The sequence below is a fragment of the Pseudomonas sp. GW822-FHT07A10 genome, from assembly GCF_058798795.1.
This window is the reverse complement of sequence record NZ_JBXAKV010000014.1, coordinates 156,610-170,268: the sequence shown is the minus strand read 5'-3', so window position 1 is coordinate 170,268 and position 13,659 is coordinate 156,610. Positions and strand designations below refer to the sequence as shown.

The window sequence follows — 13,659 nt, the reverse complement described above, 5'->3', positions numbered from 1 at the left end:
TTGAGACAACACCGAGGAGCTTAGCTGCTCTCGCCGGGTGTTCGGCCAACATACAAGGAGCGAGGCTTGCCCGCGAAGGGCGCGCCACCAATTTCCGACCATAGCCGTCGGAATTGGTCAAAATTTGTGCTATATTCCGCGCCCGCGAAATTCAATGAAAGCCAACACCGGTTATCGACATGCAAGCAGCCAAGCCGTTATTTGACTATCCCAAGTACTGGGCCGAATGTTTCGGGCCAGCGCCATTCCTGCCGATGAGCAGGGAGGAGATGGATCAGCTCGGCTGGGATTCCTGCGACATCATCATCGTCACCGGTGATGCCTACGTCGACCATCCGTCGTTCGGCATGGCGATCATCGGCCGGCTGCTGGAGGCCCAGGGCTTCCGCGTCGGGATCATTGCGCAGCCGAACTGGCAGTCCAAAGACGACTTCATGAAACTTGGCGAGCCGAACCTGTTTTTCGGTGTCGCGGCCGGCAACATGGACTCGATGATCAACCGCTACACCGCCGACAAGAAAATCCGTTCCGACGACGCCTACACCCCCGGTGGCCTGGCGGGCAAACGTCCGGACCGCGCGAGCCTGGTTTACAGCCAGCGCTGCAAGGAAGCCTACAAGCACGTGCCGATTGTGCTCGGCGGTATCGAAGCCTCCCTGCGCCGCATCGCCCACTACGATTACTGGCAGGATCGGGTGCGTAACTCGATCCTGATCGACGCCTGCGCCGACATCCTGCTCTACGGCAACGCCGAGCGTGCGATCGTCGAAGTCGCCCAGCGCCTGTCCTATGGTCACAAGATCGAAGACATCACCGATGTGCGCGGCACCGCGTTCATTCGCCGTGATACGCCGCAAGGCTGGTACGAAGTCGACTCCACGCGTATCGACCGTCCGGGCAAGATCGACAAGATCATCAACCCGTACGTCAACACGCAAGACACCGCGGCCTGCGCCATTGAGCAGGAAAAGGGACCGGTCGAAGACCCGGAAGAAGCCAAAGTCGTGCAGATCCTGGCCAGCCCGAAAATGACCCGCGACAAGACCGTGATTCGTTTGCCGTCGGTTGAAAAAGTCCGTGGCGATGCGGTGCTTTACGCTCACGCCAACCGCGTGCTGCACCTGGAAACCAACCCGGGCAACGCCCGTGCGTTGGTGCAAAAGCATGGCGAGGTAGACGTCTGGTTCAACCCGCCGCCGATTCCGATGACCACCGAAGAAATGGACTACGTGTTCGGCATGCCTTACGCGCGCGTTCCGCACCCGGCGTACGGCAAGGAAAAGATCCCGGCCTACGAGATGATCCGTTTCTCGGTGAACATCATGCGTGGCTGCTTCGGCGGCTGCACCTTCTGCTCGATCACCGAGCACGAAGGCCGGATCATCCAGAACCGTTCCGAAGAGTCGATTATTCGCGAAATCGAAGAGATCCGCGACAAGGTACCGGGCTTCACCGGCGTCATTTCCGACCTCGGCGGCCCGACCGCGAACATGTACCGCATCGCCTGCAAGACCCCGGAAATCGAATCCGCGTGCCGCAAGCCTTCATGCGTGTTCCCTGGCATTTGCCCGAACCTCAACACCGATCACTCGTCGCTGATCCAGCTCTATCGCAGCGCCCGGGCCTTGCCGGGTGTGAAGAAGATCCTGATCGCCTCCGGCCTGCGCTACGACCTTGCGGTCGAGTCGCCGGAGTACGTCAAGGAGCTGGTGACCCACCACGTCGGTGGTTACCTGAAGATCGCCCCGGAACACACCGAGGAAGGTCCGCTCAACCAGATGATGAAACCGGGCATCGGCAGCTATGACAAGTTCAAGCGCATGTTCGAGAAGTACACCAAGGAAGCCGGGAAAGAGCAGTACCTGATTCCGTACTTCATCGCCGCTCACCCGGGCACCACCGACGAAGACATGATGAACCTGGCCCTGTGGCTCAAGGGCAACGGTTTCCGTGCCGACCAGGTGCAGGCGTTCTACCCGTCGCCGATGGCCACCGCCACCGCGATGTACCACTCGGGCAAGAACCCGCTGCGCAAGGTCACTTACAAGAGCGACGGCGTGACCATCGTCAAGAGCGAAGAGCAGCGTCGCCTGCACAAAGCGTTCTTGCGTTATCACGACCCGAAAGGCTGGCCGATGCTGCGTGAAGCGCTGACCCGCATGGGCCGCGCCGACCTGATCGGGCCGGGCAAGAACCAGTTGATCCCGTTGCATCAGCCAGCGACCGACAGCTACCAGAGCGCCCGTCGCAAGAACTCGACGCCGGCTGGCAGCCACAAAGTGGCCAAGGAAACGACCACCAAGATCCTGACCCAGCACACCGGCCTGCCACCGCGTGCCAGCGATGGCGGTAACCCGTGGGACAAGCGTGAACAGGCCAAGGCGGCGGCATTCGCCCGCAACCAGCAGGCTGCCAAGGAGCGTAAGGACGCGGCCAAAGGCAAGGGGCCGAAGCCTGCGCGCAAGCCGGTCGTGCCGCGTTAATCTCCGCGCCATATCGCAAAACGCCAGCCTTAGTGCTGGCGTTTTGTTTTCTAGCGAGTGTGCGGCCTGTTTGCTAAGGTGGCGCGCACTTCAACGGCTGCCCGGACAACCGATTTCCCTGTATAACGCCCAATCCTGTGGGAGCCGGGCTCGCCCGCGATGACGGCGGCACGGGCAATAAAGATCTCACCCCCGATTCTCAAGGACGATTCACATGAGCAACCCCTTACCGGGCATCGGCATGGATTACAGCCCCTCCCAGTTCATGGCCCGCCAACGCATCGAAAGCCAGATCAACCTGCCACGCCTGTTCGCCGCCATTGACGCCGACCCCGGAATCGTCGGCGCGGGCGTGGTGTACATTGACGCTGAGTTCAACGTAGTGACCCTGCGCGAGTTCAAGCCGATTTGCAGCATCAAGCCCAAGCGGATCATTTTGCGCGAGGCGCAGAAGTACATTGCGCCTGCGCAATTCGCCCAGCAGGTGCAGGACAATCCGCGCGAATCGCGCCTGGTTGGTGAGGCAGTCAACACCAGCTTATCGTGCGCGGGTGCAGTGATCGGCTGGATCGTAGTGCTCAGTGGTTCCGTGGCTATTCCGTTTTCGGCAGGGGCAAGTACGGTGGTCGCTGCGCTCGGTTATACCGCTGCGGCTGCCAGCTCAGTGCAGTGTTTTGCCAGCGGCTATCGGACCCGCAATGAGATCGTCAACCCCGCCCGTAACGATGAGCTCGACAGCGAAGAGTGGTACCAGTACACCATGATTGCGCTGGATGCTGCGTCCTTGGTCGGGGTAGGCGCATCCACGCTGACAACGCTCAAACTGGTCAGGCTGAATAAGGCCACGACCGGGAAAAGTGTCAGGGAAGTGCTCAGGGGGCTGAATCGACACGTGCCAAACTGACCAAAGAACTATTGAGCATCAACGACCCGCGCTTGACGTCGAAGATGATCAAGTTGAAGCAGTTGTCGGGCGAATTGCCCAAGCGTTTCACACCCACCGAGGTCAAGAATGCAACGGTCACTCAGATAAAAGACGCCTTGGGCGCCGCTATCGGTTTTACCGGCAGTGCAATTTCGGGGAATGTCCGCACCATTGCCGTAGGTCTGTACGAGGAGGCTGAGCAATGAATGAGCTGCCCAGCATTCGCAATTTTCTATCGAAGTATTTCCCGGTCTTCATGGGGGCAATATTCGCGTCAATTTTTACTCTGGTCTTTGCGGTGCCTTTGTTTTTCGAAAGCTATTTTCGAAGCCTTCCGTTGGCTGACAACACCAAGTACTCGTTTTTCGGGGGGATCGCGCTGACCCTCATTGTCGTGCACTGCCATTTCATGGTCGCGCGCGGTCGTCCGCATTGGGTGCGGCCTCTGGTTGTGCTTCTGGCCCTTTGTTTTCTTGGGGTATTGCCCACCATTGCATATGAGGTGCATCCCCTGACTTATGCTGTGACGTTGTTGTTCCCATTGCTGGCGCTATTGCTGCTCAACAGCAAGCGTCACCGCGAGATGCGCCAGAAGCTGCTTGAAGTACGTCACTTGCGCCAAGCTGTTATTGCAAAGCACAAAGCCCGTTAGTTGGGTAGATTCGGGCCCCGCCCTTCACACGTGCGCCACAAATATGTGCAACTCTCGCACCATAACCGCGGCCACGGCGCCGTTTTGGTGCTGTACTGCACCGGGTCTGTTGATAAAGCGCAATGACCGCCGCTCTGGCATAAGTCTTGCGCGCTTTGTGTCTATGCCCTGGCTCGCAGGAGGCCGCCGTGTCGATTCATGTCGCATTGCATCACGTCACGCATTACCGCTACGACCGCGCCGTCGAGCTCGGTCCGCAGATCGTTCGCTTGCGCCCGGCTGCCCACAGTCGCACGCGGATACTGTCCTATGCGCTGAAAGTCTCGCCCGAGCAGCATTTCATCAACTGGCAGCAAGACCCTCAGGGCAATTACCTGGCGCGGTTGGTGTTCCCGGAGAAAACCGATGAACTGAGGATCGAAGTCGACCTGCTGGCCGAGATGGCAGTCTTCAATCCCTTCGACTTCTTCCTCGAGCCCTACGCCGAGAAGATCCCTTTCGCCTATGCAGCGGATGAGCGCAAAGAACTGGCGCCGTACCTGGAAACCTTGCCGCTGACGCCGACATTCAAGGCCTATCTGGACGGCATCGACCGCACGCCGCTGCCCAGCGTGGATTTCCTCGTCGCGATCAACCAGCGCCTGAGCGAAGACATCGGTTACCTGATTCGCATGGAGCCTGGCGTACAGACTCCGGAATACACCCTCGAACAGGCCTCCGGCTCCTGCCGCGACTCGGCGTGGTTGCTGGTGCAATTGCTGCGCAACCTCGGCCTGGCGGCGCGATTCGTCTCCGGTTATCTGATCCAGCTGACCGCCGACGTCAAAAGCCTCGACGGTCCCTCGGGCACCGAAGTGGATTTCACTGACCTGCATGCCTGGTGCGAAGTCTATTTGCCCGGTGCCGGCTGGATCGGCCTGGACGCAACCTCAGGGTTGTTTGCCGGTGAAGGACACATTCCGTTGGCGTGCAGCCCCGACCCATCCTCTGCGGCACCGATCAGTGGTTTGGTGGAACCGTGCGAGTGCGAATTCACCCACGAAATGTCGGTCGAGCGGATTTGGGAAGCGCCAAGGGTTACCAAACCCTACACCGAAGACCAATGGCTGGCGATTCAGGCATTGGGCCGGCAGATCGATGCTGATTTGCTCGAAGGTGACGTGCGCCTGACCATGGGCGGCGAGCCGACGTTCGTTTCCATCGATGACCCGGACGGCGCCGAGTGGAACACCGCCGCGCTCGGGCCAGACAAGCGTCGGCTGTCAGCCGAACTGTTCCAGCGCATGCGCAAGCATTACGCGCCCAAGGGCCTGGTGCATTTCGGTCAGGGCAAGTGGTACCCCGGCGAGCAACTGCCGCGCTGGTCGCTGAACTGCTATTGGCGCCGCGATGGCGTGCCGATCTGGCACAACAGCGCGCTGATCGCCGACGAGCAGGAAGACTACGGCGCCGATGGCGAATTGGCCGGGCGTTTCCTGGCGAGTGTCGCCGAACGCTTGAAGATTCCGACACGCTTCGTGTTCCCTACCTACGAAGACAATTTCTATTACCTCTGGCGCGAAGGCGCTTTACCGCAGAACGTCAGCGCCGAAGACTCACGCCTGGAAGAACCTCTGGAGCGTGCGCGCCTGCGCAAAGTCTTCAGCCAAGGCCTGGACAAGGTCATCGGTCAGGTCCTGCCGCTGGCGCGCACCGCCAAGGGCGATCAATGGCAGAGCGGTCGCTGGTACCTGCGCGAGGAACACTGCCGGTTGGTGCCGGGGGATTCGCCACTGGGGTATCGTTTGCCGCTCGGTTCGCAGCCTTGGGTGAAAGCCGCGGAGTACCCGTTCATTCACCCCACGGACCCGAATCAGGATTTCCCGGAGCTGCCGGACACCGACCAACTACAGAATCACGCTCAACCGAAAACGGCCGACGAACGTGTGCCCGAGATCGACCAGTCCGCCGACTGGCTGACCCGCACCGCGTTCTGCGCCGAAGCACGTGAAGGTCGGTTGTACCTGTTCATGCCGCCACTGGAGCGGGTCGAGGACTACCTGGAACTGGTCGCCGCCATCGAAGCCACCGCCGAGGAACTGCATTGCCCGGTATTGCTGGAAGGCTATGAACCGCCGAGCGATCCGCGCCTGAGCAACTTTCGAATTACCCCGGATCCGGGCGTGATTGAGGTCAACGTCCAGCCGTCCGCTACCTGGGACGAGTTGGTGGAACGTACCGAGTTTCTTTACGAAGAGGCGCGCCAGACTCGGCTGACCACCGAGAAATTCATGATCGACGGCCGACACACCGGCACCGGCGGCGGTAACCATTTCGTCCTGGGTGGCGCGACCCCGGCTGACTCGCCGTTTCTGCGCCGTCCGGACCTGCTGCGCAGCCTGATCAGCTACTGGCATAACCACCCGTCCTTGTCCTACCTGTTTTCCGGGCTGTTCATCGGCCCGACATCCCAGGCACCGCGGGTGGACGAAGCGCGCAACGATTCGCTGTATGAACTGGAAATCGCCTTCGCCCAGATGCCGAAGCCGGGCGAAGAATGCCCGCCATGGCTGGTGGATCGCTTGTTGCGCAATTTGCTGATCGACGTGACCGGCAACACCCACCGCGCCGAGTTCTGTATCGACAAACTCTATTCACCGGACGGCGCCACCGGACGCCTTGGCTTGCTGGAACTGCGAGCCTTTGAAATGCCGCCCCATGCGCGCATGAGCCTGGCTCAGCAGTTGTTGTTGCGGGCGCTGGTGGCGCGGTTCTGGCGCGAGCCTTATGCGCCGCCGAAACTCGCGCGTTGGGGCACCGAACTGCACGACCGGTTCCTGCTGCCGCACTTTATCGAGCAAGATTTCGCCGATGTGATCGTCGACCTGAATGCCGCCGGTTATCCGGTGCGGGCCGAGTGGTTCGCGGCGCATCTGGAGTTCCGTTTTCCCAAGGTCGGCGACTACGCCGTCAGCGGCATCGAACTGGAATTGCGTCAGGCGCTGGAGCCCTGGCATGTGTTGGGCGAGGAGGGCAGCGCGGGCGGTACGGTGCGTTATGTGGATTCGTCCCTGGAACGTTTGCAGGTCAAGCTGACGGGGTTGCCGCCGCAACGTTATCTGCTGACCTGCAATGGCATCCCGGTGCCGTTGCAACCTACCGGTCGGGTCGGCGAGTTCGTCGCCGGTGTACGTTTCCGTGCCTGGCAACCGTACAACTGTCTGCAACCGACTATCCCGGTCCACGCACCGCTGGTGTTCGACTTGCTCGACACCTGGATGGGGCGTTCGCTGGGTGGTTGTCAGTACCACGTCGCCCATCCGGGCGGGCGCAACTACGACAGCCTGCCGGTGAACGCCAATGAAGCCGAGAGCCGGCGGATGGCGCGTTTCTTCCGCATCGGACACACGCCGGGGAAACTTCCTGTACCGAAACTGGAAATCAACGACGAGCTGCCGATGACGCTCGATTTGCGACGCTTTTAAACCGTACGCGACGCTCGGATTTTTCGTCTATCCGGGCGTCATGAGCCTGCGTTAGTCTGACCGTTCTTTGCTGTCTGCCGAGCTTTCCATGCCTGACCTGCTTGACCGCTACCCGTTGACTGCGGGCACCTATCACGAACTGCTCGACAACAGCGGCGCCGTGCGCCCGCACTGGCGGCGGCTGTTCGATCAATTGCAACGCAGCACGCCAGCGCAACTGGTGCAGCGTCAGGCGCTGCTGACCCGGCAGATTCAGGAAAACGGCGTGACCTACAACGTCTACGCCGACCCCAAGGGCGCTGATCGGCCATGGGAGCTGGATTTGTTGCCTCATGTGATTGCAGCCGATGAGTGGCAGCAGCTTTCGGCCGGGATCGCTCAACGGGCGCGTTTGCTCAATGCTGTGCTGGCGGACCTGTACGGTCCTCAACGCTTGATCGCCGAAGGCCTGCTGCCGGCTGAACTGGTGTTCGGTCATAACAACTTCCTCTGGCCTTGCCAGGGCATCGCACCGCCCGACGGGGCTTTTCTGCATCTGTATGCCGTGGATTTGGCGCGCACGCCTGACGGTCGCTGGTGGGTGACCGCCGACCGCACTCAAGCGCCATCCGGTGCCGGTTACGCCCTGGAAAACCGCACCATCGTGTCCCGAGCCTTCCCCGAGTTGTACCGCGACTTGAAGGTGCGGCACCTGGCCGGGTTCTTCCGCACACTTCAGGAAACACTCGCCCGGCAGGCGCCGAGCGATGATGAAGCGCCACTGGTGGTCCTGCTGACACCGGGGCGTTTCAACGAAAGCTATTTCGAGCACTTGTACCTGGCTCGTCAGCTCGGGTATCCGCTGGTGGAAGGCGGCGATCTGACCGTCCGCGATGCCACGGTCTATCTGAAAACCTTGAGCGGGTTGCGCCGGGTTCACGCGATCATGCGTCGGCTCGACGATGATTTCTGCGACCCGCTGGAGCTGCGCACCGACTCGGCACTTGGCGTGCCAGGGCTGCTCGAAGCGGTGCGTCAGGGCCGGGTGCTGGTGGCCAACGCCCTCGGCAGCGGTGTGCTGGAGTCGCCGGGTTTGCTGGGCTTCCTGCCGAAAATCAATCAATTCCTGTTCGGCGAAGAGTTGATCCTGCCGTCCATCGCAACTTGGTGGTGCGGCGAAGCGCCGGTGCTGGCCCAGGCCCTGGAAAAACTGCCGGAACTGTTGATCAAGCCGGCGTTTCCGTCGCAGAGTTTTGCACCGGTGTTTGGGCGTGATTTGAGTGAAAAACAGCGCCAGGCTCTGGCCGAGCGCATGCAGGCACGGCCTTACGCCTATGTTGCGCAAGAATTGGCGCAACTGTCCCAGGCGCCGATCTGGCAGGCCGAAGGCGGACAGTTGCAACCGCGAGCCATCGGCATGCGCGTGTATGCGGTGGCCAGTCGGGAGGGTTATCGAGTGCTGCCCGGTGGCCTGACCCGGGTTGCCGCCGAGGCCGATGCCGAAGCGGTGTCGATGCAACGCGGCGGCGCGAGCAAAGACACCTGGGTGTTGGGCGACCGCCCGCCCAGCGGCGAACAATGGAAAGCCCAGCGCAACATTGGCGTTCACGATCTGGTACGTCGTGATCCGTATCTGCCATCGCGGGTGGTCGAGAACCTGTTCTGGTTTGGCCGTTATTGCGAGCGCTGCGATGACAGCGCGCGGCTGCTGCGGGTCATGCTCGCGCGCTATGTCGATGGCGATGACCCGCAAGCCCTGGAGGCGGCGGTCGATCTCGGTGAACGCCTGAATCTGTTGCCGGAGGAGGGTGAGTTGCCGGAACGATTGCTGGCGGCGCTGCTCGGCGATGATTGGCCGTTCAGCCTGCGCTCCAATCTGCAGCGTTTGCAGTGGGCGGCGTCGCAAGTACGCGGCAAGCTCTCGCGAGAGAACTGGCAAGCGCTGGTGGAGTTGCAGCGCGAGGCCATGGAGCTGGAAACCGAAGAGCCGGATTTCGGCGAGTTGCTGGATTTCCTCAACCGATTGGTGATGTCGCTGGCGGCGCTGTCCGGTTTTGCTCTCGACGACATGACCCGGGATGAGGGCTGGCGGTTCCTGATGATCGGTCGGCGGATCGAACGGCTGCAATTTCTCAGCGGCAGTCTGGCGGCGTTTTTGCGCGGTGCCGGGGCTTTCGATCAGGCCGGGCTGGAATGGCTGCTGGAGCTGGGCAACAGCAGCATCACCTACCGTTCGCGATACTTGGCGGTGGCGCAATTGATCCCGGTGCTCGACCTGTTGCTGCTCGACGAGCAGAACCCGCACGCGGTGCTGTTCCAGTTGAAACTGGTGACCCGTACGTTGAAGCGCTTGAACGACGACTTCGGCGCGCCACGCGAAACGGGTCTGCTGCAGTTGGTGGAGCGGCTGGTGCACTTCGATCTGGGCTGCCTGGAGAACTCGCTGTTCGGCGAGGCCAGTGTTCACGCCGCCGTAGAGGGGCTGGCGGATCTGCTGCAAGAGATTGCCGATGCCAGCGGACAGGTGTCGGATCGCCTGGCCTTGCGCCATTTCGCCCATGTCGATGATGTCAGCCAGCGCACGGTGTCCGTCTGATGAGTGCCCATTACCAGATCTTCCACGACACCCATTATCACTACGACAGCCCGGTGTCCCTGGCCCAGCAACTGGCACATCTGTGGCCGCGGGCCTGTGCCTGGCAGCGCTGCACCGAGCAGCAGTTGCAGATCAGTCCCCAGCCGACTTCACGCAGGGATGAGCTGGATGTGTTCGGCAATCCGCTGACCCGGTTGGCGTTCGAGCGCCCCCACGATGAATTGCTGGTCAACGCTCGGCTCACCGTCGAAGTGCTGGAACGTCCGTCGCTGGACTTCAATCAATCGCCGGCCTGGGAAGCGACCTGCAACGCGCTGACCTACAGCGGTCAGCCACTCTCGCCTGCGTTGCTGGAAGCCTGCCGTTACCGCTTCGAATCGCCCTACGTGCATTTGAAACGCAGTTTCGTCGAGTTCTCCGAAAGTTGCTTTCCTGCTGGCCGGCCATTGCTGCTGGGTGTTCAAGCGTTGATGGAGAAGATCTTCAGCGAGTTCACCTTCGACGCCGAGGCGACCCAAGTGGCGACGCCGTTGGTGGAAGTGCTGGAGAGGCGTCGTGGGGTTTGCCAGGACTTCGCGCATTTGATGCTCGCTTGCCTGCGCTCCCGTGGGTTGGCGGCGCGGTACATCAGTGGCTATCTGCTGACACAGCCCCCACCGGGCCAGCCAAGGCTGATCGGCGCCGATGCATCGCATGCATGGGTATCGGTGTTTTGCCCGGTGTTGGGTTGGGTGGATTTTGACCCGACCAACAATGTGCAACCGGCGCTGGAGCACATCACCCTGGCCTGGGGCCGGGACTTTTCCGATGTGTCGCCGTTGCGCGGGGTGATTCTGGGCGGTGGCAGCCATGATCCCGAAGTTCGGGTGACAGTGATGCCATTGGAATAGCGCAGACCCCATGCGGGAATGTGTTTTTTGGAGGAGGGTTTCAAATTGGCCTGTGAGGGCCAGCAACATCGTTGCTGACCCTGGACACAGATCCGGTGGGCCTGATCAGATCATCGGGCCCTGAGGGTCTCAGGCGTCGGGCGCCTGATCTTTCGGTGCTTCAACATCATCTTCTGCCGCCACTTCACCTTCTGCATCCGGGTTCAGTGCTGCTGCTTCTTCTTCAGCTGTAGCTTTCTTGCGCTGAAGCTTTTCCTCTTTCTTCTGCTCCTTGGCCAAGTCTCTCTGACGTTTGGCGAAGGAATAATTAGGTTTAGCCATGGGCGATCCTCTGGGGTCGAAGGTGAGGTTGAGCGGCGCATATTCTGCCCTGTATCGGCACCGAGCCGTTAGCTGGGTTTTTGCTCGGTCCATTTTGGCGGTACCGAGGGTTGCCAGGCGTCCAGTGCATCGAGCAGGGTTTGCGGTGATTCGCTCATTTGCAGCATGTCACGGTGCTGCCCGCGAACGAAGCCTTCGCCGACGATATGATCGAGAAAAGACGTCAACTTGCTGTAGAAACCGTTCACTTCCAGCAAACCCAGCGGTTTGCCGTGATAACCGAGCTGGCCCCAGGTCCAGACTTCGAACAGCTCTTCCAGCGTGCCCAGACCGCCGGGCAGGGCAATGAAGGCATCGCTGAGCTCGGCCATTCGCGCCTTGCGCGCATGCATGCCGTCGACCACTTCCAGGCGGGTCAGGCCGCTGTGGCCGATTTCCTTGTCCTTGAGGCTCTGCGGAATGATCCCGATCACTTCGCCACCGGCCGCCAGTGCGGCATCAGCCACAATTCCCATCAGCCCGACAGCGCCGCCGCCATAAACCAGGGTCAGCTTGCGCTCGGCCAATGCTCGCCCCAGGGCGATAGCCGCTTCACGATAAGCCGGATTGGTGCCGGTGCTGGCACCGCAAAATACACAAACGGACGTTAAAGACATGCCTTGCTCCATGGTCAATCAGGACCACAGAGTAAAGGCAGGCTCGCATCGTTCCAAGGGTTAAACCGCGCGTTCAGGTGTTTCGTAAGTGCCACTGGCGCCACAGGCGTAGGCGGCCAACAAACTGCTCAACAAGCTGCTGAAAGACATGACAGGCGCTCCAGGTGAGTAATGATGGCCCTGATGATAGGGCCGTCCCAGACGTCTGGCTGGTAGATTGTTTCGATGGGTGTCATAGCCCGAAAGTTGTATACAATTTTTGATTCAGGTCATAGGAACTTGCGAAGATTTCAGGCAGTCTTCTGTCCATTCGCACTTTTGTTAACCCTGCCTTGGAGATTCACCATGTTTGCCAAACTTGTTGCGGTATCCCTGCTGACACTGGCCAGCAGCCAATTGATGGCTGCCGAGTGCAAAACGACCATCGACTCCACCGATCAGATGTCCTTCAACACCAAGGCCATTGAAATCGACAAAAGCTGCAAGACCTTCACCGTTGAACTGACCCACTCCGGCAGCCTGCCGAAAAACGTCATGGGCCATAACCTGGTGATCAGCAAAGAGGCTGACATGCAGCCGATCGCCACCGACGGCCTGTCGGCTGGCATCGACAAAAATTACCTGAAAGAAGGTGATGCCCGCGTCATCGCTCACACCAAAGTCATCGGCGCTGGTGAAAAGGATTCTGTGACATTCGATGTGTCGAAGCTCAATGCAGCCGAAAAATACGGCTTCTTCTGCTCGTTCCCGGGCCACATCTCGATGATGAAAGGCACGGTTACACTGAAGTAATCGATTCAAGCGCATAAAAAAAGCGTCCACTTGGGACGCTTTTTTTTGTGCTCATTTCTACAGGGGGGCAGAATCAAGGCGCGAACGGCATCACACGCTTGTGATGAGTCTTCTTATACGTATCACAAATGATCTTGAACGCTTCCTCGCGCACCGGTTCGCCGTGCAGGAAGGCGTCGATCTCGGCGTAGGTCACGCCGTGGGACGCTTCGTCCGGTTTGCCCGGCGACAGGTCTTCGAGGTCGGCGGTCGGGATTTTCTCCACCAGCGACTCCGGCGCGCCGAAGCTGCGGGCAATCGCCCGGACCTGATTTTTCACCAGGCCGCTCAGCGGTGCGAGGTCGCAGGCGCCGTCACCGAACTTGGTGAAGAAACCCATCACGGCTTCTGCCGCGTGGTCGGTGCCGATCACCAGGCCATGAGCCGCACCGGCGATGGTGTATTGCGCGACCATGCGCATCCGCGCCTTGGTATTGCCCAATACGAAATCCACCCAGACGGCTTCTTTGCCTTCGAAGGCTGCCACTTCGCCGGCCAGGGATTTGACTGCCGGGCCGATGTTCACCGTGTGGCGTTCGTCCGGTGCGATGAAGTCCACCGAGGCCTGGGCATCGTGTTCATCGAACTGCGTCTGGTACGGCAGGCGCACGGCGATGAACTTGTAGCTGTTATCACCGGTACGCTCACGCAGTTCACGGATGGCGCGTTGGGCCAATAGGCCGGCGGTCAGGGAATCGACGCCGCCGCTGATACCGAGCACCAGGGCCTTGAGCCCGGAATTGACCAGGCAATCCTGAATGAAGGTGATTCGCCGGGCGACTTCAGCCTCAAGGGCGAGTTGATCCACGAACGGCGGTTGGACCTTGAGCTGTTCAGCAATCTCACGCTGTACGGCTTGCAT

General features: G+C 60.5%; 9 protein-coding genes and 1 pseudogene. 7 read left to right on the top strand and 3 right to left on the bottom strand.

Annotation, left to right across the window (positions count from 1 at the left end; translation table 11 throughout):
• Positions 1-179 precede the first annotated feature (179 nt).
• The 6 genes and pseudogenes from AC1RL4_RS22495 (at position 180) to AC1RL4_RS22470 (ending at position 10,989) form a co-directional block, all read left to right on the top strand.
• The gene (locus AC1RL4_RS22495; protein WP_019582208.1) at positions 180-2,483 is read left to right on the top strand and encodes a YgiQ family radical SAM protein; all 2,304 of its coding nucleotides are present in this window, start codon (positions 180-182) and stop codon (positions 2,481-2,483) included.
• Between the two features lie 214 nt (positions 2,484-2,697).
• Positions 2,698-3,614, top strand: a pseudogene (gene ssp4, locus AC1RL4_RS22490) (Ssp4 family T6SS effector).
• On the top strand, positions 3,611-4,060 hold the full coding sequence (locus AC1RL4_RS22485) for a hypothetical protein (RefSeq protein WP_019582210.1): 450 nt from the start codon (positions 3,611-3,613) through the stop codon (positions 4,058-4,060). The pseudogene ssp4 and the gene AC1RL4_RS22485 overlap by 4 nt, the downstream one beginning before the upstream one ends.
• A gap of 188 nt (positions 4,061-4,248) precedes the next feature.
• On the top strand, positions 4,249-7,524 hold the full coding sequence (locus AC1RL4_RS22480; protein ID WP_230174539.1) for a transglutaminase family protein: 3,276 nt from the start codon (positions 4,249-4,251) through the stop codon (positions 7,522-7,524).
• An 88-nt stretch (positions 7,525-7,612) separates the two neighbouring features.
• On the top strand, positions 7,613-10,099 hold the full coding sequence (locus tag AC1RL4_RS22475) for a circularly permuted type 2 ATP-grasp protein (protein ID WP_019582212.1): 2,487 nt from the start codon (positions 7,613-7,615) through the stop codon (positions 10,097-10,099).
• Positions 10,099-10,989, top strand: a complete 891-nt coding sequence (locus tag AC1RL4_RS22470; protein ID WP_019582213.1) for a transglutaminase family protein — start codon at positions 10,099-10,101, stop codon at positions 10,987-10,989. Before AC1RL4_RS22475 ends, AC1RL4_RS22470 begins: the two co-directional genes overlap by 1 nt.
• Before the next feature lie 129 nt (positions 10,990-11,118).
• Here AC1RL4_RS22470 and AC1RL4_RS22465 read toward each other — a convergent pair whose 3' ends face one another.
• Together AC1RL4_RS22465 and AC1RL4_RS22460 are read right to left on the bottom strand one after the other, a co-directional pair.
• Complete coding sequence (locus tag AC1RL4_RS22465) at positions 11,119-11,310, bottom strand: hypothetical protein (RefSeq protein ID WP_018928487.1); 192 nt, start codon at positions 11,308-11,310, stop codon at positions 11,119-11,121.
• A gap of 68 nt (positions 11,311-11,378) precedes the next feature.
• Complete coding sequence (locus tag AC1RL4_RS22460) at positions 11,379-11,966, bottom strand: cytokinin riboside 5'-monophosphate phosphoribohydrolase (protein WP_019582214.1); 588 nt, start codon at positions 11,964-11,966, stop codon at positions 11,379-11,381.
• 345 nt (positions 11,967-12,311) lie between these two features.
• On the opposite strand from AC1RL4_RS22460, the gene azu reads away from it, so the two are divergent.
• Positions 12,312-12,758 carry an azurin gene (gene azu / locus AC1RL4_RS22455; RefSeq protein WP_019582215.1) on the top strand — a complete coding sequence of 149 codons (447 nt, stop codon included), beginning with the start codon at positions 12,312-12,314 and terminating at the stop codon, positions 12,756-12,758.
• 73 nt (positions 12,759-12,831) lie between these two features.
• Here the strand turns inward: azu and nadE are convergent, their stop codons facing one another.
• Positions 12,832-13,659 (bottom strand): NAD(+) synthase, encoded by an 828-nt coding sequence (gene nadE, locus AC1RL4_RS22450; RefSeq protein WP_019582216.1) that lies wholly within the window; start codon positions 13,657-13,659, stop codon positions 12,832-12,834.

Bases quoted from the DNA above. Each gene is read 5' to 3' on its own strand.
- AC1RL4_RS22495 (WP_019582208.1), top strand. From the start codon at position 180: ATGCAAGCAGCCAAGCCGTTATTTGACTATCCCAAGTACTGGGCCGAA.
- AC1RL4_RS22470 (WP_019582213.1), top strand. From the start codon at position 10,099: ATGAGTGCCCATTACCAGATCTTCCACGACACCCATTATCACTACGAC.
- AC1RL4_RS22460 (WP_019582214.1), bottom strand. From the start codon at position 11,966: ATGTCTTTAACGTCCGTTTGTGTATTTTGCGGTGCCAGCACCGGCACC.
- AC1RL4_RS22465 (WP_018928487.1), bottom strand. From the start codon at position 11,310: ATGGCTAAACCTAATTATTCCTTCGCCAAACGTCAGAGAGACTTGGCC.
- AC1RL4_RS22475 (WP_019582212.1), top strand. From the start codon at position 7,613: ATGCCTGACCTGCTTGACCGCTACCCGTTGACTGCGGGCACCTATCAC.
- azu (WP_019582215.1), top strand. From the start codon at position 12,312: ATGTTTGCCAAACTTGTTGCGGTATCCCTGCTGACACTGGCCAGCAGC.
- AC1RL4_RS22485 (WP_019582210.1), top strand. From the start codon at position 3,611: ATGAATGAGCTGCCCAGCATTCGCAATTTTCTATCGAAGTATTTCCCG.
- nadE (WP_019582216.1), bottom strand. From the start codon at position 13,659: ATGCAAGCCGTACAGCGTGAGATTGCTGAACAGCTCAAGGTCCAACCG.